The 21,576-nt window shown below is 64.6% G+C and carries 21 protein-coding genes and 1 pseudogene; 12 read left to right on the top strand and 10 right to left on the bottom strand.

What is annotated here, in order from left to right:
- Window positions 1–207 precede the first annotated feature (207 nt).
- Window positions 208–3,189 (top strand): excinuclease ABC subunit UvrA, encoded by a 2,982-nt coding sequence (gene uvrA, locus I6F21_RS29225; RefSeq protein WP_225139974.1) that lies wholly within the window; start codon window positions 208–210, stop codon window positions 3,187–3,189.
- An 82-nt stretch (window positions 3,190–3,271) separates the two neighbouring features.
- Window positions 3,272–3,841, top strand: coding sequence for a DinB family protein (locus tag I6F21_RS29220; protein ID WP_225125297.1), 570 nt, complete (start codon window positions 3,272–3,274; stop codon window positions 3,839–3,841).
- Between the two features lies 1 nt (window position 3,842).
- Here the strand turns inward: I6F21_RS29220 and I6F21_RS29215 are convergent, their stop codons facing one another.
- Complete coding sequence (locus I6F21_RS29215; RefSeq protein WP_036028168.1) at window positions 3,843–4,379, bottom strand: RNA 2'-phosphotransferase; 537 nt, start codon at window positions 4,377–4,379, stop codon at window positions 3,843–3,845.
- Between the two features lie 558 nt (window positions 4,380–4,937).
- Between I6F21_RS29215 and I6F21_RS29210 the strand changes: the two genes are divergently transcribed.
- The gene (locus I6F21_RS29210; RefSeq protein WP_036012680.1) at window positions 4,938–5,585 is read left to right on the top strand and encodes an HAD-IA family hydrolase; all 648 of its coding nucleotides are present in this window, start codon (window positions 4,938–4,940) and stop codon (window positions 5,583–5,585) included.
- Window positions 5,586–5,638: 53 nt separating this feature from the next.
- Here the strand turns inward: I6F21_RS29210 and I6F21_RS29205 are convergent, their stop codons facing one another.
- Complete coding sequence (locus I6F21_RS29205; protein WP_036028176.1) at window positions 5,639–6,283, bottom strand: TetR/AcrR family transcriptional regulator; 645 nt, start codon at window positions 6,281–6,283, stop codon at window positions 5,639–5,641.
- 105 nt (window positions 6,284–6,388) lie between these two features.
- On the opposite strand from I6F21_RS29205, the gene I6F21_RS29200 reads away from it, so the two are divergent.
- Entirely contained in the window at window positions 6,389–7,495 is a 1,107-nt protein-coding gene (locus I6F21_RS29200) for an acetylhydrolase (RefSeq protein ID WP_225139975.1), read from the top strand.
- A gap of 29 nt (window positions 7,496–7,524) precedes the next feature.
- Complete coding sequence (locus I6F21_RS29195; RefSeq protein WP_346656739.1) at window positions 7,525–8,340, top strand: DUF3313 domain-containing protein; 816 nt, start codon at window positions 7,525–7,527, stop codon at window positions 8,338–8,340.
- Between the two features lie 63 nt (window positions 8,341–8,403).
- Here the strand turns inward: I6F21_RS29195 and I6F21_RS29190 are convergent, their stop codons facing one another.
- The 6 genes from I6F21_RS29190 to I6F21_RS29165 form a co-directional block, all read right to left on the bottom strand.
- A complete protein-coding gene (locus I6F21_RS29190; protein ID WP_225139977.1) occupies window positions 8,404–9,357 on the bottom strand; it encodes a cytochrome D1 domain-containing protein in 954 nt (317 codons plus the stop codon).
- A 2-nt stretch (window positions 9,358–9,359) separates the two neighbouring features.
- Window positions 9,360–9,923 (bottom strand): SRPBCC family protein, encoded by a 564-nt coding sequence (locus I6F21_RS29185; RefSeq protein WP_036044199.1) that lies wholly within the window; start codon window positions 9,921–9,923, stop codon window positions 9,360–9,362.
- Window positions 9,924–10,949: 1,026 nt separating this feature from the next.
- Complete coding sequence (locus I6F21_RS29180) at window positions 10,950–11,717, bottom strand: AAA family ATPase (RefSeq protein WP_225139978.1); 768 nt, start codon at window positions 11,715–11,717, stop codon at window positions 10,950–10,952.
- 95 nt (window positions 11,718–11,812) lie between these two features.
- Window positions 11,813–12,673 (bottom strand): DUF296 domain-containing protein, encoded by an 861-nt coding sequence (locus I6F21_RS29175; RefSeq protein ID WP_225139979.1) that lies wholly within the window; start codon window positions 12,671–12,673, stop codon window positions 11,813–11,815.
- A gap of 9 nt (window positions 12,674–12,682) precedes the next feature.
- Complete coding sequence (locus tag I6F21_RS29170; RefSeq protein WP_225139980.1) at window positions 12,683–14,284, bottom strand: acyl-CoA synthetase; 1,602 nt, start codon at window positions 14,282–14,284, stop codon at window positions 12,683–12,685.
- A gap of 105 nt (window positions 14,285–14,389) precedes the next feature.
- The gene (locus I6F21_RS29165) at window positions 14,390–14,884 is read right to left on the bottom strand and encodes a hypothetical protein (RefSeq protein WP_225139981.1); all 495 of its coding nucleotides are present in this window, start codon (window positions 14,882–14,884) and stop codon (window positions 14,390–14,392) included.
- Window positions 14,885–14,978: 94 nt separating this feature from the next.
- On the opposite strand from I6F21_RS29165, the gene I6F21_RS29160 reads away from it, so the two are divergent.
- Both I6F21_RS29160 and I6F21_RS29155 read left to right on the top strand, forming a co-directional pair.
- Complete coding sequence (locus I6F21_RS29160; RefSeq protein ID WP_036012720.1) at window positions 14,979–15,338, top strand: hypothetical protein; 360 nt, start codon at window positions 14,979–14,981, stop codon at window positions 15,336–15,338.
- An 83-nt stretch (window positions 15,339–15,421) separates the two neighbouring features.
- On the top strand, window positions 15,422–15,697 hold the full coding sequence (locus I6F21_RS29155; protein ID WP_225133681.1) for a GNAT family N-acetyltransferase: 276 nt from the start codon (window positions 15,422–15,424) through the stop codon (window positions 15,695–15,697).
- A 49-nt stretch (window positions 15,698–15,746) separates the two neighbouring features.
- On the opposite strand, the gene I6F21_RS29150 is transcribed toward I6F21_RS29155, so the two are convergent.
- A complete protein-coding gene (locus I6F21_RS29150) occupies window positions 15,747–16,187 on the bottom strand; it encodes an SPW repeat protein (protein WP_346656599.1) in 441 nt (146 codons plus the stop codon).
- 276 nt (window positions 16,188–16,463) lie between these two features.
- Here I6F21_RS29150 and I6F21_RS29145 point away from each other — a divergent pair.
- A pseudogene (locus I6F21_RS29145) lies at window positions 16,464–16,738 on the top strand (GNAT family N-acetyltransferase).
- A 54-nt stretch (window positions 16,739–16,792) separates the two neighbouring features.
- On the opposite strand, the gene I6F21_RS29140 reads toward I6F21_RS29145, so the two are convergent.
- On the bottom strand, window positions 16,793–17,191 hold the full coding sequence (locus I6F21_RS29140) for a DUF3597 domain-containing protein (RefSeq protein ID WP_225133683.1): 399 nt from the start codon (window positions 17,189–17,191) through the stop codon (window positions 16,793–16,795).
- Window positions 17,192–17,530: 339 nt separating this feature from the next.
- On the opposite strand from I6F21_RS29140, the gene I6F21_RS29135 reads away from it, so the two are divergent.
- From I6F21_RS29135 to trmFO, 4 genes are all read left to right on the top strand, one after another.
- Window positions 17,531–18,439: a DUF2189 domain-containing protein gene (locus I6F21_RS29135; RefSeq protein ID WP_225139983.1), complete on the top strand. Its 909-nt coding sequence runs from the start codon at window positions 17,531–17,533 to the stop codon at window positions 18,437–18,439.
- A gap of 119 nt (window positions 18,440–18,558) precedes the next feature.
- The gene (locus I6F21_RS29130; protein WP_225139984.1) at window positions 18,559–19,383 is read left to right on the top strand and encodes a lytic murein transglycosylase; all 825 of its coding nucleotides are present in this window, start codon (window positions 18,559–18,561) and stop codon (window positions 19,381–19,383) included.
- A 479-nt stretch (window positions 19,384–19,862) separates the two neighbouring features.
- Window positions 19,863–20,015: a DUF1127 domain-containing protein gene (locus tag I6F21_RS29125; RefSeq protein ID WP_007590701.1), complete on the top strand. Its 153-nt coding sequence runs from the start codon at window positions 19,863–19,865 to the stop codon at window positions 20,013–20,015.
- A 127-nt stretch (window positions 20,016–20,142) separates the two neighbouring features.
- A complete protein-coding gene (trmFO, locus tag I6F21_RS29120) occupies window positions 20,143–21,570 on the top strand; it encodes a methylenetetrahydrofolate--tRNA-(uracil(54)-C(5))-methyltransferase (FADH(2)-oxidizing) TrmFO (protein ID WP_225143464.1) in 1,428 nt (475 codons plus the stop codon).
- The last annotated feature ends 6 nt before the right edge of the window (window positions 21,571–21,576 follow it).

The raw sequence follows: 21,576 nt of genomic DNA, 5'->3' as shown, positions 1-21,576 counted from the left end.
TCCGCGAGCGGTTCCGCGCGTTCCTGCTGCCAGATCCCGCCAGCACGCCAACAATCCGTTGACGATTCGCAAGTCCCACTGGAAATCCGCCGCCGTTCTTCCTACGTTCGCTGCCATACCCATCGGCGCCGATCCCGGTTCCGGGCGCAGCGCGCCTTTTTTGTTGGCGCGATCGCGCACCTTTGGGCTTCCTTGAGGGCAACTCGGATGGATGAAGTGATCAAGGCGAAGCGCCAACAACAGAACGCGGGCTCCAGCCTGCGCGCAATTACGATCCGCGGCGCGCGCGAGCACAACCTCAAGAATATCGACGTCGAGATTCCCCGCGACAAGCTGGTGGTGTTCACCGGGCTATCCGGCTCCGGCAAATCCTCGCTCGCCTTCGACACCATCTATGCCGAGGGCCAGCGCCGCTACGTCGAATCGCTGTCGGCCTATGCCCGCCAGTTCCTGGAGATGATGCAGAAGCCCGACGTCGACCAGATCGACGGCCTGTCGCCGGCGATCTCGATCGAGCAGAAGACGACGTCGAAGAACCCGCGCTCCACCGTCGGCACCGTCACCGAGATCTACGACTACATGCGCCTGCTCTGGGCCCGCGTCGGCGTGCCCTATTCGCCGGCCACGGGCCTGCCGATCGAGAGCCAGACCGTCTCGCAGATGGTCGACCGCGTGCTGGCGCTGCCCGAGGGCACCCGCCTCTATCTGCTCGCCCCCGTCGTGCGAGGCCGCAAGGGCGAGTACAGGAAGGAGCTCGCCGAATGGCTCAAGAAGGGCTTTCAGCGCGTCAAGATCGACGGCACCTTCCATGAGCTGGCGGAAGCCCCTAGCCTCGACAAGAAATTCCCGCACGACATCGACGTGGTGGTCGATCGCATCGTGGTGCGTGCCGATATCGGCCAGCGCCTCGCCGAGAGCTTTGAGACCGCGCTGAAGCTCGCCGAAGGCCTTGCCGTCGTCGAGTTCGCCGATGCGCCCGCGGCGGCTGCGCCTGCGGAGGAAAAGAAGAAGACCGCGAAAATCCACGACAAGAGCGGGCCCGAGCGCATCCTGTTCTCGGAAAAGTTCGCCTGCCCGGTCTCCGGCTTCACCATCCCCGAGATCGAGCCGCGCCTGTTCTCCTTCAACAATCCCTACGGCGCCTGCCCCGCCTGCGGCGGCCTCGGCGTCGAGCAGCATGTCGACGAAGACCTCGTCATCCCTGAGAAGGATCTGACGCTGCGCAAGGGCGCGATCGCGCCCTGGGCCAAGTCGTCGTCGCCCTATTACGTGCAGACGCTGACCGCGCTCGGCAAGCACTACAAGTTCACGCTCGACACCAAGTGGAAGGATCTGCCGAAGAAGACGCAAAACGCGATTCTCTACGGCTCGGGCGAGGACGAGATCAAGTTCTCCTACGAGGACGGGGTGCGCTCCTACGACACCAAGAAGCCGTTCGAAGGCGTCATCACCAACATCAACCGCCGCTACCGCGAGACCGAGAGCGAGTGGGCCCGCGAGGAGCTGGCGAAATATTTCCACGACGTCCCCTGCGAGGGCTGCAAGGGCTTTCGGCTCAAGCCCGAGGCGCTCTGCGTCAAGGTCGGCGGCAAGCATATCGGCGAAATCTCGGAGCTGTCCGTGAAGGGCGCCGGCGCATGGTTCGAGACCGTGCCGGAGGCGCTGAACGCGCAGCAGAACGAGATCGCGGGCCGCATCCTGAAGGAGATCCGCGAGCGCCTCACCTTCCTGCTCGACGTCGGCCTCAATTATCTGACGCTGTCCCGCTCCTCCGGCACGCTGTCCGGCGGCGAGAGCCAGCGCATCCGCCTCGCCTCGCAGATCGGCTCGGGGCTCACAGGCGTGCTCTACGTGCTGGACGAGCCTTCGATCGGCCTGCACCAGCGCGACAACGCCCGCCTGCTCGATACGCTGAAGCGGCTGCGCGACCTCGGCAACACCGTGGTCGTGGTCGAGCATGATGAGGACGCCATCCGCCTTGCGGACTACGTGTTCGACATCGGCCCAGGCGCCGGCATGCATGGCGGCAACATCGTCGCCGAAGGCACGCCCGCCGAGATCATGCGCAACCCGAAATCGCTGACCGGCAAATACCTGACCGGCGAGCTCGAGGTCGAGGTGCCGGAGCGGCGTCCGCCGAACCATCGCCGCACCATCAAGGTGGTGAACGCGCGCGGCAATAACCTCAAGAACGTCACGGCGGAAATTCCGCTCGGCCTGTTCACCTGCGTCACCGGCGTCTCCGGCGGCGGCAAGTCGACGCTGCTGATCGATACCCTCTACCGCGCCATCGCCCGCAAGCTGAACAATGCCAGCGAGGGCGCCGCCCCGCACGACCGCATCGAGGGCCTCGAGCACATCGACAAGATCATCGACATCGACCAGTCGCCGATCGGCCGCACGCCGCGCTCGAATCCGGCGACCTATACCGGCGCGTTCACGCCGATCCGCGAATGGTTCGCCGGCCTGCCGGAAGCGAAAGCACGTGGCTACGAGCCCGGCCGCTTCTCCTTCAACGTCAAGGGCGGCCGCTGCGAGGCCTGCCAGGGTGACGGCGTCATCAAGATCGAGATGCACTTCCTGCCCGACGTCTACGTCACCTGCGACGTCTGCAAGGGCAAGCGCTACAACCGCGAGACGCTGGAGGTGCTGTTCAAGGGCAAGAGCATCGCCGACGTGCTCGACATGACTGTCGAGGAAGCTGCCGAGTTCTTCAAGGCGGTGCCGCGCGTGCGCGAGACTTTTCAGACATTGCACCGCGTCGGCCTCGACTACATCCATGTCGGCCAGCAAGCGACGACGCTCTCGGGCGGCGAAGCCCAGCGCGTCAAGCTGGCAAAAGAATTGTCAAAGCGCGCCACCGGCCGCACGCTCTACATCCTGGACGAGCCCACCACCGGCCTGCACTTCCACGACGTCAAGAAGCTGCTGGAGGTGCTGCACGAGCTGGTCGCGCAGGGCAACACGGTCGTCGTCATCGAGCACAATCTCGAAGTCATCAAGACCGCCGACTGGGTCATCGATCTCGGCCCCGAAGGCGGCGACGGCGGCGGCGAGATCGTGGCGTGGGGACCTCCGGAAGACATTGCGAAGGCGCCGCGAAGCTATACGGGCAAATTTTTGGCTCCCGTGCTGGAGAAGGCGCGGAAGCCGAAGCGGAGGCGTGCGGCGAGCGAGGCGGCGGAGTAGATTGCGCTGCATCGAAGCCACAGGGCTGTAGGGCGGATTAGCGGAGCGTAATCAGCCACTATTCGATCGGGAAAGAACCGACATGTCCGCTGGACTCGTACAAACCTACCGCGCCTTCGCCCACAACAACGCTTGGGCGAACCATCGCCTGCTCGCCGCCTGCGCTGCGCTATCCCAATCTGAATTCGAAGCCCCCCGCACCGGCTTCTTTCCAAGCCTGCAGCGTACGCTGAACCACATCTACATCATCGACTTCTTCTACATCGATGCGCTTGAAGGGGGCTGGCTCGGACCGGCAGCCTGGAAGAACGAGGTGCCGTACCCCTCGTTAGCCGAGCTCAAAGCTGCCCAGGCCGCAATGGACAACCGCCTGATTGCGATCTGCGATGCGCTGACAACTGAACGGCTCGACGCCTTCGTCCGGATCAACCGCGATACGAGCGTTCAAACCGAGCGCTGCGACCGGCTGCTCATGCATCTCTTCCAGCATCAAGTTCATCATCGCGGACAGGCGCATGCCATGCTGTGCGAAACGGATGTCGCGCCCCCGCAGCTCGACGAGTTCTTCGCGGAAGGCGAAGCGCCGCTGCGAGCCGCCGAATTCGCCGAACTCGGCTGGACCGAGGAGACCGTTTGGAAATCCAGGACGTAAGCTACGCCAGGAACTCCGGCGGCACATGGTCGGTCAGCCACACACCGTTCTCTGCGCGAAAAAACTTGAATCCCTTGGCATGCATGCTGCCGGCATCGACCTTGAAGATGTGCGGCTTGCCGTGGCGCTGACCGACACGCTGCGCAGTTGCCTCATCGGAGGACAGATGCACCTGCTGGCGCGCCTGCGGCTTCAGGCCCTCGGACAGGATCGCCTCGACAAACCGTGTCGCCGTGCCATGATACAGGATCGACGGCGGCTCCTGCGGCGCCAAGCCAAGTTCAACCGAGACGGAATGTCCTTGCGCGGCGCGAATGCGATCAGTTCCAGGGGATAGCGAGAAACGCTTCTTGTCGCTCTCTGCGACGACGCGCAGCAGATCATCGCGGCCAAACTTTGTGCCGGCGGCATTTGCCTTGGCGATCAGGTCGTCGATGCTGGCCCACCCGTGCGAATCCAGCACCAACCCGATCGTTTCCGGCTGGTGGCGCAGGACCAGGCTCAGAAATTTGCTGAGCTGGGTGTCATTGATCGGCATGGTTACCCTTCCAGTCCCGCATCACTACACTCAAGTGGTTGGCAAGGCCAGATGATCGATCTGGAGGGAGCAATGAGCCAGTCGAACCTATACGCTATTTCGGAACGCGATCCTCGCCGAGCAACAGGTGACTTGCGTCTACGAGGGTCGCCGTCGCGAGCTCTGTCCGCATATCATCGGCACCGACAAGTCCGGTGACGAAGCCGTGCTGGCCTGGCAGTTTGCAGGCGAAAGCAGCAGGCGCTGCCGCAATGGCGCTGCCTGAAGCTGGCCAATGTCAGTGGTGCCCGGGCGCGGGATGGCCGCTGGCATGAAGGCGGCTCGCATAGGAGCACCCAGACCTGCGTGACGAATATCGATCTCGACATCAATGTCGATGTTCGTAAGTTGCGGTGAGGGAGCTACAGGGGTCGAGATCGGAATCGAACCCCGTCGACCACGACGTAACGGCCGATCGCAGGGTTGATTTCGATCCGCTCGTGTCGCATGGCTGTCCTCGAACTCCACGAATATCAGCAGGCGACCTCACGCTTGTCAGCGAGCTCAAAATCCGGCCCCATGCCCTATTCCCTCGCCATATTCGATCTCGACGGTACCCTCGCCGACAGCTTCCCGTGGTTCCTGCGCACCATCAACGACGTCGCGGACCGCTTCGGCTTTCGCCGCGTAAAGGACGAGGATGTCGAGGAGCTGCGCCACGCCTCGTCGCGCGAGATACTCGCCAAGCTCGAAGTGCCCATGTGGAAGCTGCCGGCGATCGCGCGGCATGCGCGGCGGCTGAAGGCGGAGGCGGCTTCCGAGATTTCGCTGTTCGCAGACGTCGAGACGATGCTGCGAACGCTGGCCGAGAACGGCGTGCAGCTGGCGCTGGTGACGTCCGACAGCGAGGCCAATGCGCGCGAGAAGCTCGGGGACGCCGCAGCGCTGTTCTCGCATTTCGACTGCGCAGCGTCGCTGTTCGGCAAGGCCGCGAAATTCCGCCGGGTCATCCGCCGCGCCGGCGTCGCGCCTAGCAGGGTGATCTCGATCGGCGACGAGGTCCGCGACATCGACGCGGCGCGGGCGGTCGGGATCGCCTGCGGCGCGGTGTGCTGGGGCTATGCGGCACCGGCGGCGCTAACGGCGCTTCGGCCCGACCATGTGTTCGAGCACATCCGTGACATCGCGCCGGCGCTGATCGGCGTCACAGCTCCGATGCGGGCTTAACACCACCGCGCGGCCGTATTGCTTTTCCATCGAGAGCCCGGGCCGGCCCTCACTCACTCGCCGGATCGACCGGCAGCCTTGCGCGAGGCTCCCGCTCCGATCTCCCGGTTCAGGCACGCAAAAGCCTCTTTCACGTAGACGGCCAAGGGCCGCTTGCCCTGGTCGCGATTCCAACTGTCCATCGCAAGCCGCAAGGCTCCGACCGACATCATGGCGACCACGCGCAGCGCAGCCTGCCGATGCGGCTGCGGCCACATCTGGGACAGCGCCGCGAACACGGCAGCTTCCTTCTCGACGTATTTCGCCTGCTGCCGGATGCGAAGCGACTCGTTCGCGGACATCAGGCGCTCGATCACTTTTGTTTGCTTGTAATCGACCGGGAAGCGGGCTGTCAGCTCCAGCAGGCCGTTCCTTGCGGCATCGAGCGGCGACTGCTTGGTCGTTTGCTCGAGCACGGCGGCACGCAAGGTCTCGCTGAAACCACCATCCTGCCACGCCAGGAGGATCTCTTCCTTGGACTTGAAGTAGTAGAAGAACGTCCGCCGCGAGATCCCCGCCGCCTCCGCGATCGCGTCGAGCGTGGTGGCATCATAGCCCCTGGTCAGAAACAGTTTAAGGCCCTGCTCGGCGATACGATGCAGCGTTTCGCGCCGCTTCCGCTCGCGCAGGCCTTCCTCCTTCCGGGATGAACTTTTCATGACCTGTTTTGCCATGAAATCGACCAGTTTGCAAAATTACACTAAGTGCAATACGTCGATTACACTCGGTGCGACTTCATACAAGGTGCCTTCATGGTGAACGGGTTGAGCGACACTTCCTCTCGGCATGTGCGATCCGCGCACGCGAATGGCGCGGACGCTGCGAGCGGAGCGACAAGCCTGACCCGACGGCGGTTCGGTGCCGCGCTGCTGGCGATCGCCGTCACGGCCACGCTCGCCGCGCCTCCAGCCCGGGCGCAGTCCGCGCCCCCCGCGGTCGTCGACTTCGACTGGGTCGATCCGGCGCGTTCGCGGCCCGTTCCGGCGCGCCTGCACTGGCCGGCGGATGTTGCGCCGGGATCGCGCGTGCCGCTCATCGTGTTCTCCCATGGGCTCGGCGGCTCTCGCCGGGGCTACAGCTATCTGGGGCGATATTGGTCGGCCCGCGGCGTCGCCAGCCTGCATGTTCAGCATGCCGGCAGCGATTCCTCGCTCTGGGCGGGCAATCCCCTCGCCGTCGTGGACCGCCTGCAGCGTGCCGCTCACGAGAGCGAGGCGCTGGCGCGAGCCCTGGATCTGCGCTTTGCCCTGGATCGCATGCTGTCGAGTCCCCATGGTGCCCACGTAGACCGCCGGCGCATCATGGCGGCGGGGCATTCCTATGGGGCGAACACGGCGCTTGTTGCGGTTGGCGCCCGCGTGATGCGCGACGGCAAGTGGGTCGAGGCGCGCGACCCGCGCTTTGCCGCCGCCATTGTCATTTCGGCCCCTCCATTCTATGGCGAACCCGATCTTGCCTCGGTGTTGAGCAGGATCACCGTTCCAACCCTGCACGTGACGGCGACGAAGGACGTCATCCAGATCCCCGGATATTACTCACCCGCTGCCGACCGGCTGGAGGTCTTCAACGCCATTGCCACACCGCGCAAGCTGCTTGCCGTGTTCGAAGGCGGCTCGCACAGCATCTTCACCGATCGTTCGTTCACCGGTGGTCCGGCGCTCAACCCGAAGGTGAAGCTCGCGACGGCCGAGCTCACCCTGGCCTTTCTCGACCTGGTTTTCGATTGCAACGGTGCCACGCTGGCGCGCTGGAACGTGACCTGGCAGCCCATGCTCGCCTCGGCGCCGGGCGCCGCACCTTCTCCCCTGCCCGTCGCGCAGTCCCGGCGCGTGGCCCAGGGAGTGGCGACCGGTCTCGTTCCCTCGCCATGAGGTGGCTCGCAGTTGCGGTCTTGAGCTCGATGGCCGCCGGTTGCGCGGCGGCTCCGCTGGAACGAGCGGGGTCGCTGGCCTCCTACGACGATCTCACGCCGTCCGATGGTCTCTTGACCAAGTCGCAGCTCCGGATCAGCAAGGCTGATGTTCTCGCCGCGAAGACCGCTCGCATCGAGCCGACCGCGTTCACGGCGACCGCAGCCAGCCAGCCGTTCACGCCGCAGCAGCGCAGGCTGATCAAGAACGCAATCAACAGAGCGATGTGTCTTGCGCTCAGCGAGCGCTTCCGGATCGTAGCTCCCACGGAGGCTGCGGACTTGAATGTTCGCGCCGTCATCACACAGATTGCGCCGACCGATGCGGCGGCAGCCGGCGTCTCCAAGGTCGCGAGCGTCGTGCCGTCCATCGTTGCTCCCGGCGTGCCCATTCCGGTGCCGCGGCTTCCGATCGGACTGGGGAGCCTGTCCGTCGAGGCCGAGGCCCGTGACCGCACCGGCAACCAACAGGCGGCCATGATCTGGGCGCGCGGAGCGAACTCCTTCACCAGCGCTCCGCGTGTATCGAGCGATGGGGATGCCTATGATTTGGCCGAGGCTTTCGGAAGCGATTTCGGGAGGTTTCTCGTTGCCGCGGAGAGTCCGTTCGGGAAGGTCCCCGCGCCGCCGTCCGTCGACAGATTGAGCGCCTCTCTCGGTGGTGCGCCCAAGGAAGCGATCTGCGAAACATTCGGCCGGGCGCCAGGATTGGCAGGCCTGGCCGGAGAAAGAATCGGGCTGCCGCCGGACTGGACCGACCGGGGCGCGCCGGAGAACACGATCTTGGAAGCGCAGAACGTCAATTGAGCTCTGGCGGAATGGCCGCTGGAATTCGGCCGGCCGGAGCAAGCGGCCACGGGTTGTGACGAACTACTCCGTCCTGCGCAGGAACGCCCCGAACGCCCTTGGGCCGTCGCCGGTCTTGATCTCGCCGATCACCTTGAGCTCGGCCGCGTCGATGATACTTAGCGTGTTGCTTTCCCAGCAGGCGACAATGACGCGCTTGCCGTCGGCAGTCGCCGCAATGCCTTCGGGATAGTCGCCGACATGGATGCGCTTGACCGGCTTGTGGCTCGCCAGGTCGAACACGCTGACGGTGCCGCCATATTGGTCGGTGACGAAGCCTCGGCCTAGCGTCAGCGCCACCGCATATGGGCGCATGCCGACCGGCACGCGGCCGATCTCGCGGCCTTCCGCGATATCGATCACGGAGACATCGTCGGAGCCGACATTGGCGGTGTAGGCGCGCTTGCCCTCGGCATCGATGGTGACGCCGAACGGGCGGGTGCCGACCTTGATCACGGCCTTGCGTTGGCGCGTTGCCGTTTCCACCACCGAGACGCTGTCGTCGTCGCGGTCCGCCGAGAGCAGCAGCTTGCCGTCGGGCGTCACCGCAAGACCCGACGGCGAGGCGCCGACCGCGATGCTGGCGACAACGCTGCGCGAGGCCGTATCGATCACCCGCACCGCGGCCGCGTACCAATCGGCGACATAGACCGTCTTGCCATCGGGCGCCACGGCAATGCCGAGCGGCCCGCCGCCGACCTCGACGCGGCCGGCGACCTGCCGCGTGGCAGCGTCGACCACCGTCACCGCCTTGGCATCCGGGCTCGTGACATAGGCAAAGCGCCCGTCGGCGCTGACGGCGACGCCGGCCGGCTTACCGCCGATTGGGATGGTCGCAACGCCTCGCGCGCCAGCGAGATCCACCACCATCAGATCTTCGCTGAGCTGGTTGGTGACGAACGCCTCGTCGGCGCGCGCGCTTCCAAAGCCGGCGTAACAAAGGCTGGCGGCGAGCGCCGCCAGAACCAGCGCTCGCACGATCAGCTGCCGCTCTCGATCTTCTTCTTGAGCGCCTCGAGCCCGGCCTTGTACAGCCCGCTCACGGCCTTGATCGCGGCCTCGTCGCTCAGCTCCGGCGGCGGGTCGTTGTTGGGATAGCCGCGATAGAACGCGCCGGCCCATTCCAGCTTGGCCTTGCCATCAGGCGCGGGCGAGACCGTCAGGGTCGAGGAATAATTGGTCACAGGCAGCACCTTCACGTCGACCTTGGTGATCCGGTACGAATAGCTCTGCATGTCGGGCTCGTATTTGTAGAGCTCCTCCTCGACCGTCCCGCCGCCCGTCAGGGTCAGCTTGCGCGTGGCGCCGATCTCGTTGCCCTTCTCGCCTTCGGTCTTGGTGACCGGCTGAAGCCAGCTCATGTCCTGGAAATTGCCGATCACCGCCCACACCTTGGCGGGGGCCGCGTTGATCTCGATGGATTCCCGCACCTTCTGCCGCGTCGGCCCATGGGCCCAGACCGGCTCGAAGGCGGTCATCAGAGCCATCCCCGCCACCGCCAGCGCCGCCACCCCGGCGATCGCCGGTCCGCTTCTCATCCTCATCTCGTTTCCTCGTTTCTCAATCTGCGCGACTTGGAACGCGCGCTGAGGTCATGCTAGCGCATTTTTGGGCCATGGGGAGACCCGTTCGTGGCACGGCGGTGGCAAAGCCAATGCACACCATTGATTGGGTTAGCGGACGGGTAAAACACCAGACCGGGGTCAATCATGCCAAGTCGAAATAATTCGCTTTACTCGAATTCGGAATTATCGCATGTTGCGCCTACCAAAACCCGGGCCGAGGGGCGCATCGCGATCGTCACGAACGCGGGATGGGAGGTGGTGGACGCAGGCAGCGTCGCGCGCTGGCGGTTTGCAGGGCGGATCACTCCGTGAGCAGGCGAGGCGCGCACACGACGGGCGCAGTCTGCGTACGGCAAAATCGTGTGGTCCTGGCGCCCGGGGTCTGTGCGCCAAGGCTTGCGGTGACGTTGCGGGCCGACCGGGCCCGCACCGTCAGTCATCCGCAAGGCGACGGGGGCAATAGTGCATCGCTCCCCGGGGAGAGCACGACATAAGCCGTCAACCCACTGCGCAGGGAAGGCCGGATGTTTGGCTTCACCTGTATGCCGCTGTGCAGCTTTTTCAAGCACACGCTTCGCACAGTGGACCGCGGGTGCCAGCCGGCACCCGGCCTTCCCTGCGCCCTCGGCATTTTTGAGGGTGACGAATGCAGCAAAGCTCGGGCGGACTCTGCCGCGAGGATGTGAAGCCGCGCGTATGCGGGTAGCAATGCGAGATAAATTCGAGCTCTCGTGCCCCGGACGCAGCGCAGCGCCCCTTCGGCGGTGCGCTGCAGAGCCGGGGCCCATGCATCCGCGATGCTGCGGCTCCTGGGTCCCGGCTCCGCGCCGCAACGTTCACGCGTTGCAGCTTGACCAGGACACGGGAGTTGGCGCACTGCTGCTCCACACTCCGTCATTGCGAGCGCAGCGAAGCAATCCAGACTGCTGCCGCGGAAAGATTCTGGATTGCTTCGCTGCGCTCGCAACGACGACAGAGAGAGCTGGTGTTAGGGGATTCCCTCACTTACTCCCCCAGCGTTGCCTCCACGAACCCGCGCGGATCGACACAAAACTCACGCATCAACCGGTAATGGTCGGTCTGCTCCACCGTGACAGGCTCGAGGCCGTATTTGCCGAGCCGCAGCAGCCGCGCGTTGGGATAGGCCATGAGCATCGGCGAATGCGTTGCCATGATGACCTGGCACATGCGGGAGTCTTCCATGCGCCGCAGTAGCTTGAGGAATTCGATCTGGCGCGCCGGCGACAGCGCCGATTCCGGCTCGTCGAAGATGAAGATGCCCTGGCGCTGGCAACGCTCCTCGAAGAAGCGCAGAAAACCTTCGCCATGGGAGTGCGACAAGAAATCGGGACCGACCTGGCCGGCGTCGCGCGCAGCCTTGTCCAGATATCGCGCGACCGAGAAAAAGCTCTCCGCACGAAAGAACCAGCCGTTGGTGATCTTCGGCAGCCAGCTTGCGCGCAGCGCCTTGGAGAGTTGGCCGCCCATCTCCTCGCGCGCTTCGGAATGATCGACCGGCTTGTAGCCCTTGCCGCCTCCGGCATCGTCATATCCGGCGAGCGCTGCGATGCCTTCGAGGATGGTCGACTTCCCGGTGCCGTTCTCTCCAACGATGATGGTGATGGGGCTATCGAAGCTAAGCTCGAAATCATCAGGAAAGATGGGCAGGCAAAACGGATAGGCCTCGCGGTCGCGAACCTGCGACGGGTCGAGCCATACCCGCTTCAGATACGGGGCTGGCAGGTTGATCGTTCGATTGCCTCTTCGTGCCATGGCTTCCTGCCGCTGCCCCCACCACAACGGAACATAACCGGAACATTCGGATTGCAGAAGCGCTATCTTGCACCCACCCCGTCGCGGCTCACGAGCTAGTCCCCTGCCTCCAGCACCAGCTCCATCGTCATCAGCACCGGATTGTTGCCACGGATCAGACGCCCCTCCGCAACGCCGCCGGTATAGTCGATCAGGGCGACATCGAGCGCAGCTTCCAGCGCGCCGGAGGCGCCGGGCGCGATTGTCCCTGCCGTGATTGCCAGCTCCGTCGCAAACGGCTCGGTCACGCCGCCATGGCTGAAGCGCGCGCCGATGGTCGATCCGACGCCGCCATGGATCTTCGCGCGGGCGATGCCGTTCGTGCGGCAGAACGCTTCGAGTGCGCCGGCAAAATCCTGGTTCGGGCGCAGGCGGAGCGCGAAGGCGCGGCTCGTCGTGCGCACGCCGCTGCTTGCAGCCGCGACCGGTCCGAACAGCTTGAAGTTGGTCTCCGCATCAGGCTCGGCCGTGAACACCGCACCGTTCAGACCGAAGGCCTCGACCTCGAACGGCTCGGCGACGACGGTCTCGTCCGGCATCATGTGGCCGCCGCTCGTCTTGCCGTCAGCCTCCGTCCACAGTCCGTGGCAATGAAAGAAGGGCGCACCGTCGCGCGTGCCGAGCGTCATGCTGCCGAGCCTCAAACGCGTCACGCCGGCGGGCCGGAATGTATCGCTGTAGAACGCCGCATTCTCACCGGTCTTCGACAGCGCCGGCATGACATAGGCGAACGGCCCGAGCGCGCCGCGGCGGAAGTTCAGCACGCCGCCGGCGAAGCCCTCCGACGCAAAGCCGCGCCGCGCGGCCTCCAGCAGCGGCAGACCGGCCTGAAGTGTGAACGAGAAAGCGCGTCCCCTCGCCTCCACCCATTGAATGCGTTCGGGAAGCGGCGCGCCCGGCTGCTTGATGCTCCGCATCTGGTGCGCTCAGCTCGCCTTGTCGAGGTCGAGCAGCCCGCGCGCCTCGAGCTCGTCGCGCACCATGCGCTTCGGCACCTTGCCGTAGCCCGATTTCGGCAGCGCGTCCCAGAAGAAGAAGCGCTTCGGCATCTTGTAGCGCGGCACTTTCGGCGACAAGAACGCCGCCATCTCCGCTTCGGTCACCGCCTTCGCGCCTTCTCGGACGACGCAGACGGCGACGCCGACCTCGCCCCAGGTCGCGTCGGGCACGCCCAGCACGGCGACCTCGCCAATCCCGGGATGGGTCAGGATCTTCTCCTCGATCTCGCGCGGATAGATATTGGAGCCGCCGGAGATGTACATGTCCGACGCACGTCCTGTGATGTACACAAAACCCTCCTCGTCCATGTGGCCGAGGTCGCCGGTGCGGAACCAGCCATTGCGGAACGCCTTCGCATTGGCTTCGGGGTTGTTGTAATAGCCGGCGAATACGGCAGGCCCGATCACGCAGATCTCGCCGCTCTGGTTGGCTTTGAGCTCGCGGCCCTCATCGTCCTGAATCGACACCTGCATGCCGGTGCGCTCGAAGCCGCAGGTGCCGATCCTGGCGTGCGGGCCGTCCTCCGGGTCGTGCAGCGCCGCCGGCAGCACGGTGATGTTGCCGGTGACCTCACCGAGGCCAAAATACTGCACGATCACCTTGCCGAGCTTCTTCAACGCCGCCTTCTGGTCCTCGCGATACATCGGCGCGCCCGCATAGATCACGTAGCGCAGCGAGGAATGGTCGTATTTGCCGGCGGCGGGATGCTCGACCATCATCTTCAGGATGGTCGGCACGGTGAAGAGATTGCTGACGCGATGCGCCTCGATCAGGCGGAACGCCTCGTTGATGTCGAATTTCTCGGTCGGCAGCAGCACGGTGCGCGCGCCGCGCGCGGTCTGCATCAATTGGTGCACGCCGGCGCCGTGCGACAACGGTGCCACCACCAGCGAGGCATCCTGCTCGGTCGTGCCGGGCGTCAGATCGGCGAGATGATTGGTAACGACGAATCCCATCTGGCCGTGGGTGAGCACGGCCGCCTTGGAGCGTCCAGTGGTGCCGGAGGTGAAGAAGAACCAGCAGGGATCGTCATGCTCGACGGCGACATTCTCCACAACGGCGCCCGCGTGCAAGGCGATCGCATCGGCCACCGAGCGCTCGCCGAACGCGGCCTTGCCGTCGACGCTCCAGGTGAACTCCAGCGCACCGTCCTTCACCGCCGCGGCGTGCTCGGGGAAATCGACATGGCACAGGAACGCCTTGGCGCCGGAGGCCTGCGCGAGATAGCTGACCTCATCCGGCATCAGACGGAAATTGGTGGGCACCCAGACCGCGCCGAGCCGAAACGCGGCGAACATCGAGACAAACATCTCATCGCCATTCTTGGAATGGACGAGGATGCGGTCGCCCTTGGCTATGCCCCGCGCGGCGAGCGCCGCGGCCAGGGCGGAGACCTGCGCATCGATCTCGCGCCAGGTCCAGGACTTGTCCCCCCAGACGAAGCCGGGACGCGCGCCATGCCGCCGCGCATTCTGGGTCAGCATATAGGCGAGATTCATGACGCGGCGGGACATGCGCAGGGGCTGCATCGGGCTTCCTCTTCGACGACGGGCGGCACGCAAGCCGTCCGTTCATTGCAGCCCATTTATCGCCATCGCCAGCGGCCCTGCAAGGCCGGCTGCCGCGGACTTGGCCTACTGCTTGAACGCAAAAGGCGTCGCCGTGATGGCCTTGGTCTTCCAGCAGGCTTGCGGACCAAAGCCGCCGCAGAAACTGCCATGCAGATCGAAGCGGATGGTGCGCGCGGCGCCGCGCTTCACCGGCGGGGCCATGATCTTATAGCGGAGCACGTATCCGTCGAACACCTCGCGCACGCCGCCGTCCGGCAGCGTCACCAGGATCTTCATGACGCAACCGCCGGTTCCGCAATAGGTCGTCTCGCGATCGCCGCATTTGGTGTCCTGGAAATCGACGATGTAGTCCTCGCGGCCATCGCCGGTCAGGTCGATCCTGCGCACCGTATCATGCGCGAAGGTCACCTCGCCGCCTTGCTGGCTCTCGCATTCCTCATTGGCAAAGCGCACAGCCTTCTGCACGCCGGGCGGATAATCGGCCGGATTGAACGGCTTTGCGTCGTCGGCACCCGCGCCGGTCACGAGCAAGCTGAGCAGGAGGATCAGATATCGCATTGGCGTTGGTCGCAACCACAAACGATATCGTTCAGGGAATCTTAAACATGATCGACGCAACCTCGCTCAGTTCTCGCGTACAGAGTGCCGTATCATGGTCAAAGCGCCTGCCCTCCTTCTGTTGTCACTGGCGCTCGCCGGATGTGCCGCGACTCCGCAAGCGCATCTGGCATCCGATCTCGCCGTCAAGCCTGCGCGTTATGCCTGGGATGGCGCCGGCGAGGATCCCAACCGGCCCCGCGCCGCCTCGCAGCCGACACGAACCTCCAGCCGCTCCGAGCGCAACAGGTTGCAAGCCGACGCTCAGCCCCATTCGAAGGAACGGTGGCAGGCGCAGGATGGCATCGAGGCCGAACAGGACGCCAGAGTCAACCGCTCCCTGGTCATCTGCCAGGGCTGCCTCCGCCCGCAGCCGCAGGCCGAAGATTCCAGGCTCGCCAAAGCGACCGATTGAACGGAACAGCTTCGGATTGGAAACCCCGGCCGGACCGTGCGTTACGATCTCGTGCGCGAGGCCGGCAGCTGCAAGGCAATGATATGAGCGACGTCATCAACAACAAGGCCCATCACCGCTATGAGCTCGACGTGGAGGGTCATCTTGCGACCGAGCACTACCGGCTCGACGGCGGTGTCATCACCTTCGAGCACACCGACGTGCCGAAGGAGCTTGGCGGCAAGGGCATTGGCTCGAAGCTGGTGCAAGGCGCGCTCGACCAGGTCCGCGCCGAGGGATTGAAGCTGATCCCGCAATGCCCGTTCGTGAAGGCGTGGATCGACAAGCACCCGGACTATGCGGATCTCGTGACACGGTGAGTGCACAGGCCCGCCGTTCGTGGCCGGCGGGCCTGCCGTAACTTACGGTCTATTGTCCGTGCTTGAGCAAGTCCTGGTCATTCATATCCCAGTCCTGCCACAGCTGGAGAATGCCGAGCAGCACTACCACCGCACCGAGGGTCGTGTGATAGATGCGGAGAAATCCCTCACCGGAATAGCCGATCACGTATGGCGAGGCGATGAGCCACAGTCCGGCCAGGATCGTCATCACCTCCTGCCAGCGCTGCAAGGCGACATATTCGAGCTGGCTGATGCCAAATACGACGAGACCGATCGCGACCGTGTTCAGGATGGCCGTCTGGTGACCGGAGATCGCCTGATCCTGGATCGGGAACCACGGCGAGGCCACGATCACCGCACCCAGCAGCATCCCACACCAGTCTTCCCATGTTCGATGAGTATTCAAGAAACCAGAGTCCGACATCGTACCCTCCTGCAAAAGAGGCATACGTCTGCGGCTGGCGATCATGACACTCCGAATATCTGGCGACCCTGCCGGCCGCATTCGGGCGTATGTCCTTTCTAGGACGTGGGAACCGAACTCCGGCTTGCAAGAGCGGTATCGGGAATTATTTGCGGAGCCGCGGGACCATGCTCGCCGGGCGCCATGGCCATACCGCAGTGCGGTCAGGGCGGCACGCATTTGCAGATATCTCATCTGCGCCAATCTCCCCTGGTCCCACCTTGGCAAGGGCCGTGTCAGCCTCCTAGATCAGGAGGCACCTGCAGTTCGGAGGGACCCCGCATGGCGGCTTCGGTACGCGACAACAAGGACAGGTGCCGCTTCGAGCTCGATGTCGGCGACGACATCGCCTTCGCCAATTACCGGCTGACGCCGTCGGCCGTAATCATCACCCACACGAGACGCCGCGCGCGTTGCGCGGGCGCGGCATCGGCTCCGAGCTGGTCAAGGGCGCGCTCGACCTGATCCGGCGCGACGGCAAGAAGGTGATCGCCGGCTGCGGCTTCGTCGTCGACTATCTCGATCGGCATCCGGAGGATGCGGATCTGGTCGCCTGAATGCAAAAGGGCCCGCGGCGATCGCGGGCCCCTGCGGCACTACCCCAGGTCCGGTCAGTGCTTGATCTCCGGCGGCAGCTTGCCGCCATTAGCGGCGAGCTTGGACATCACCTGCTTGTGCAGCCAGACGTTCATGCTCGCCGAGTCGTTCATGTCGCCGCTGTAGCCCAGCTCCTTGGCGAGATCCTTGCGCGCAGCGAGGCTGGAATCGATGTCGAGCGCCTTCATGAGGTCGACGATGGAGGTACGCCATTCCAGCTTCTCGCCCTTGTGCGCGGCGGCCGCCTTGTCGACGATCGCCGCCACGTCGACCGCAGCCATGGGTGCGGCGGCCGGCGCCGAAGGACTTGCCGACCCTGCGGGGGCGCCCGGCGAAGCGGCGCCACCGGCCGGCTCAGCGGAGGCCGGCTGGCCGCCGAAGATCGCGCTGATGATTTTCCCGAAAATGCTCATGTCTGCTCCCCGAAAAGGAATCCGTTGGAAGGGCCTTGCGTGGCACTTATAGACGAAGTTGGTGCGCCGCGCCCGCGAAGTTGCGCGAACGGACAGCAGCATCAGCTTATCTGCGGCGAAATGACGACAGAATGACGCCGCATTGATTGCGTCGCGGCATCGAAATTTCACCCAAGCGTGAGGGACAGGACTCGGACTTGGGAGTATGCTTGCCGTTCAGCTCGCGATGCCATCCGGAATTCGCGTCTGGTCGGGATCGTGGGATTTCAAGAGAATGGGCGGCCGCTTGCGCCGTTTGCCGGCGCCGGATGCAGCCGCTTGGCAAGGGAGCTAGCGACCATGGCCACACTCTACCAGGGCAATGTCCCCACGATGGCCCAGCCCACGGATGAGGCTGGACCGGTGATCCGAACCATACAATTGTCCGATCTGCACGACGCGCTCAGGCGGGGCTGGAAGGATTTCAAGGCCGTTCCGAGCCACGCCATCATCCTCTGCGTGATCTACCCGGTGCTCGGCCTCGTGCTCGCCCGTGTGGTGATGGGCTATTCGGTGCTGCCGCTGCTGTTTCCGCTCGCCGCGGGCTTCGCGCTGATCGGGCCCTTCGCTGCGCTCGGGCTCTACGAGCTTTCCAGCCGGCGCGAGCGCTATGAACCGGCCAGCGCCTGGGATGCCATGGAGGTGCTGCGATCGCCGTCGTTCGGCGCGATGCTCGGCCTCGGTACGTTGCTGCTCGCCCTGTTCGTCACCTGGGTGGCGACCGCGCAGGCGATCTATATCGCGGCGTTCGGCTACGAGGGCGTCACCGGATTCTCGGACTTCATGATGCGCGTGCTGACGACGCAGCAAGGCTGGTGGCTGATCGTGGTTGGCTGCGGCACCGGATTCCTGTTCGCGCTCGCCGCGCTCTGTCTCAGTGCCGTGTCGTTCCCCTTGATGCTGGACCGCCATGCCGGTGCATTCGAGGCGATGAGCACCTCGCTGCGCGTGGTCGCGAAAAACCCGGTGCCGATGGCGGCCTGGGGCCTGATCGTGGCGGTGCTGCTCGCGCTTGGCACGATCCCGGCCTTCCTCGGCCTCGCCGTTGTGGTCCCGCTGCTCGGGCACGCCACGTGGCACCTTTACCGCAAGGTGATCGCGTCCGATCCGGGCGCACGTCCGGTCCCCCCTCCGCCGCATCGGGCGCGCAAGCCGGCCGCCGACTTCCCGGCCAACCTTTTCCCGTGGCGCAATCGGACTGACGTCTGACAATCTCGTGACGTGCGGCCCTGGCCGGTTCAGACAGGGCCGCACGCCTTGCTTTGGCCGCGGTTACAGCCGAGATTATGCTGCCGGTCAGGTCAATTCACGGAAATCCATTTCATCTGATGACTCCGACGATTTCTCGTCTTGCTCTCGCAGCCTTGGCCGTCTCCGCGTCCCTTCTCTCAGTCCAGCCAGCGCCCGCCGCGGTTGCCTGCGACTCGGGCAATTTCGACGCTTGGCTGGCTGATTTCAAAACCGACGCTGCGGCGAAGGGCATCTCGCAGCAGACCATCACTGCCGGGCTTGCCGGCGTCACGTTCGACCAGAGCGTGCTCAACCGCGACCGCTCGCAAAAGGTCTTTACCCAGAGTTTCGAGGAGTTCTCCGGCCGCATGGTGCCGCCACGCTTGGAGCGCGGCTCCAACAGGATGAAGCAATACGGCTCGGTGCTGTCGCGCATCGAGCAGGCCTATGGCGTGCCGGGCGAAGTCCTGGTCGCGATCTGGGGCCTGGAGACCGATTTCGGCGTCAACACCGGAAAGTTTGCAACGATCCGCTCGCTTGCAACGCTCGCTTACGATTGCCGTCGCTCCGAGCAGTTTCGCGCCGAGCTGTTGGATGCGTTGCGCATCGTCCAGCGCGGCGATCTTGCGCCTGGCGACATGAAAGGCGCCTGGGCCGGCGAGCTCGGCCAGACCCAGTTCATGCCGTCATCCTGGATGCAATATGCCATCGACTTCGACGGCAACGGCAAGCGCGATCTTCTGCATAACGTGCCCGACGTGCTCGCCTCCACGGCCAATTATCTGGTCGGCTATGGCTGGCAGAAGGGCAAGGACTGGCAGCCGGGCAGCCCGAACTTTGAGGTGCTCAAGCAGTGGAACAAGAGCGAGGTCTACTCCAAGACCGTGGCCTATTTTGCCGCACAGCTCGCACGCGCCCCTTAGATCTCAGCCCAGCCGAAGCGCGCCGAATCGCCGCTGCCGAACCCCGGCAAGCGGGCCTAGCCTGTAGCGGCGCCAGCGCATCGCTCATGGGCGCATTTTCGGTATTCAATGGATCTTAAAGTGAATCCATATTCATATAATAGCGTCGCGTCCTATGCGAATCAGGCAGGCATGACTTGAGTCTATAAGCTGCTGGGTTGAACTTGCTGGCCGCTTATAGGCAACCTATTGCCGCGATGACCCAGATCAATCTTTGACATAAACCCGTTATTTCACGGGCACTTATCGCCGACACCGGACGACCTTGGCCAAGCTCTGGGCGGGAGCGCCTTCCGGTTAATCATCCGTTACGTACGCCATGCGCATAGCGCTTAGCTGCATCGCAACATCGGAACTTTCGCACTGCACCACTCTCACCTATATTCATTTCAACGATGAGGCCTCAAGCAAAGGCTGAATCGAACTACAGGAGACTACCAATGCTGCTCTCGCTCATCCGCATGATCCAGGCCTTCCGGGACTATCAGCGCAATGTTGCCGAGCTGTCCCAGCTCAGCGATCGCGAATTGGCCGATATCGGCCTCGATCGCTCGGACATCCCGCGCGTTGCCGCCGGTCAGTATCAGGGCTGATATCCTTCAGCCCTTCACTAGAACGGACCGATAGCGCCCGCCTCGTGCGGGCGTTGTCGCATCTGATGGCAGAAAACTCGATCTCGGCGATTCCACTCTCCGCCGAAAAGCGCTACCTGTCCGCCCCATGACAGGACCCCAATCCAACCTCGTCCACGTGATCGGTGCCGGCCTCGCCGGTTCGGAAGCTGCCTGGCAGATTGCGAAGTCCGGCGTGCCCGTGGTGCTGCACGAGATGCGGCCGACCCGCATGACCGAGGCGCACCGCACCGACGGACTTGCCGAGCTCGTCTGCTCCAACTCGTTCCGCTCGGATGACGCCGCCAACAACGCCGTCGGCCTGCTGCATGCGGAGATGCGCCGCCTCGGCTCGCTGATCATGCGCGCGGCCGACGCCAACCAGGTGCCCGCCGGCGGCGCACTCGCGGTCGATCGCGACGGCTTCTCGGCAGCCGTCACCAAGGCGCTGAACGATCATCCCCTGATCGAGATCGCGCGCGGCGAGATCGCGGGCCTGCCGCCGGCCGCGTGGAGCAACGTCATCGTCGCCACCGGCCCCCTCACCTCCGCGCCGCTGGCCGACGCCATCCGCGAGCTGACCGACGAGAACGCCCTCGCCTTCTTCGACGCCATCGCGCCGATCGTGCACCGCGAATCCATCGACATGTCGGTGGCCTGGTTCCAATCGCGCTACGACAAGGTCGGCCCCGGCGGCAACGGTGCCGACTACATCAACTGCCCCATGACCAAGGAGCAGTATGAGGGCTTCGTCGCCGCGCTGATCGCCGGCGAGAAGACCGAGTTCAAGGAATGGGAGACCAACACGCCCTATTTCGACGGCTGCCTGCCGATCGAGGTGATGGCTGAACGTGGCCCCGAGACGCTGCGCCATGGTCCCATGAAGCCGGTCGGCCTCACCAACCCGCACGATCCCACCACGAAACCGTACGCGATCGTGCAACTGCGCCAGGACAACAAGCTCGGCACGCTCTACAACATCGTCGGCTTCCAGACCAAGCTGAAGTATGGCGAGCAGCAGCGCATCTTCCGCACCATTCCGGGGTTGGAGAACGCCGAATTCGCCCGCCTCGGCGGCCTGCATCGCAACACCTTCCTGAACTCGCCGAAGCTGCTCGACGGCCAGCTGCGGCTGCGCGCACAGACGCGGCTGCGCTTCGCCGGCCAGATGACGGGCTGCGAAGGCTATGTGGAATCCGCCAGCGTCGGCTTGATCGCGGGTCTCTATGCAGCCGCGGAAGCGCGCGGCGAGACGCTTGTCAGCCCGCCGGCTACGACCGCACTGGGATCGCTGCTCGGTCACATCACCGGCGGCCATATCGAGACCATCGAGCCGGGCACGCGCTCGTTCCAGCCGATGAACATCAATTTCGGCCTGTTTCCACCGCTCACGAGCGTGCCAACGAAGAAGCCCGACGGCACGCGGCTGCGCGGCAACGAGAAGACGGTGGCCAAGAAGCAGGCGCTGAGCGCACGGGCGCTCGCCGATCTCGATCGCTGGATCGCCGATCACCTGCGCATTGCCGCCGCCGCGTGAGTTTGC

The sequence above is a fragment of the Bradyrhizobium sp. NBAIM03 genome, assembly GCF_020194055.1.
Lineage (GTDB): Bacteria > Pseudomonadota > Alphaproteobacteria > Rhizobiales > Xanthobacteraceae > Bradyrhizobium > Bradyrhizobium yuanmingense.
This window is presented reverse-complemented; position numbering and strand designations above follow the sequence as displayed.

What these genes read in the sequence shown, in the direction of transcription:
- uvrA (WP_225139974.1), top strand. Translation starts at nt 208, where the DNA reads ATGGATGAAGTGATCAAGGCGAAGCGCCAACAACAGAACGCGGGCTCC.
- I6F21_RS29220 (WP_225125297.1), top strand. Translation starts at nt 3,272, where the DNA reads ATGTCCGCTGGACTCGTACAAACCTACCGCGCCTTCGCCCACAACAAC.
- I6F21_RS29215 (WP_036028168.1), bottom strand. Translation starts at nt 4,379, where the DNA reads ATGCCGATCAATGACACCCAGCTCAGCAAATTTCTGAGCCTGGTCCTG.
- I6F21_RS29210 (WP_036012680.1), top strand. Translation starts at nt 4,938, where the DNA reads ATGCCCTATTCCCTCGCCATATTCGATCTCGACGGTACCCTCGCCGAC.
- I6F21_RS29205 (WP_036028176.1), bottom strand. Translation starts at nt 6,283, where the DNA reads ATGAAAAGTTCATCCCGGAAGGAGGAAGGCCTGCGCGAGCGGAAGCGG.
- I6F21_RS29195 (WP_346656739.1), top strand. Translation starts at nt 7,525, where the DNA reads ATGGCCGCCGGTTGCGCGGCGGCTCCGCTGGAACGAGCGGGGTCGCTG.
- I6F21_RS29185 (WP_036044199.1), bottom strand. Translation starts at nt 9,923, where the DNA reads ATGAGGATGAGAAGCGGACCGGCGATCGCCGGGGTGGCGGCGCTGGCG.
- I6F21_RS29180 (WP_225139978.1), bottom strand. Translation starts at nt 11,717, where the DNA reads ATGGCACGAAGAGGCAATCGAACGATCAACCTGCCAGCCCCGTATCTG.
- I6F21_RS29175 (WP_225139979.1), bottom strand. Translation starts at nt 12,673, where the DNA reads ATGCGGAGCATCAAGCAGCCGGGCGCGCCGCTTCCCGAACGCATTCAA.
- I6F21_RS29170 (WP_225139980.1), bottom strand. Translation starts at nt 14,284, where the DNA reads ATGCAGCCCCTGCGCATGTCCCGCCGCGTCATGAATCTCGCCTATATG.
- I6F21_RS29165 (WP_225139981.1), bottom strand. Translation starts at nt 14,884, where the DNA reads ATGCGATATCTGATCCTCCTGCTCAGCTTGCTCGTGACCGGCGCGGGT.
- I6F21_RS29160 (WP_036012720.1), top strand. Translation starts at nt 14,979, where the DNA reads ATGGTCAAAGCGCCTGCCCTCCTTCTGTTGTCACTGGCGCTCGCCGGA.
- I6F21_RS29155 (WP_225133681.1), top strand. Translation starts at nt 15,422, where the DNA reads ATGAGCGACGTCATCAACAACAAGGCCCATCACCGCTATGAGCTCGAC.
- I6F21_RS29150 (WP_346656599.1), bottom strand. Translation starts at nt 16,187, where the DNA reads ATGATCGCCAGCCGCAGACGTATGCCTCTTTTGCAGGAGGGTACGATG.
- I6F21_RS29140 (WP_225133683.1), bottom strand. Translation starts at nt 17,191, where the DNA reads ATGAGCATTTTCGGGAAAATCATCAGCGCGATCTTCGGCGGCCAGCCG.
- I6F21_RS29135 (WP_225139983.1), top strand. Translation starts at nt 17,531, where the DNA reads ATGGCCACACTCTACCAGGGCAATGTCCCCACGATGGCCCAGCCCACG.
- I6F21_RS29130 (WP_225139984.1), top strand. Translation starts at nt 18,559, where the DNA reads ATGACTCCGACGATTTCTCGTCTTGCTCTCGCAGCCTTGGCCGTCTCC.
- I6F21_RS29125 (WP_007590701.1), top strand. Translation starts at nt 19,863, where the DNA reads ATGCTGCTCTCGCTCATCCGCATGATCCAGGCCTTCCGGGACTATCAG.
- trmFO (WP_225143464.1), top strand. Translation starts at nt 20,143, where the DNA reads ATGACAGGACCCCAATCCAACCTCGTCCACGTGATCGGTGCCGGCCTC.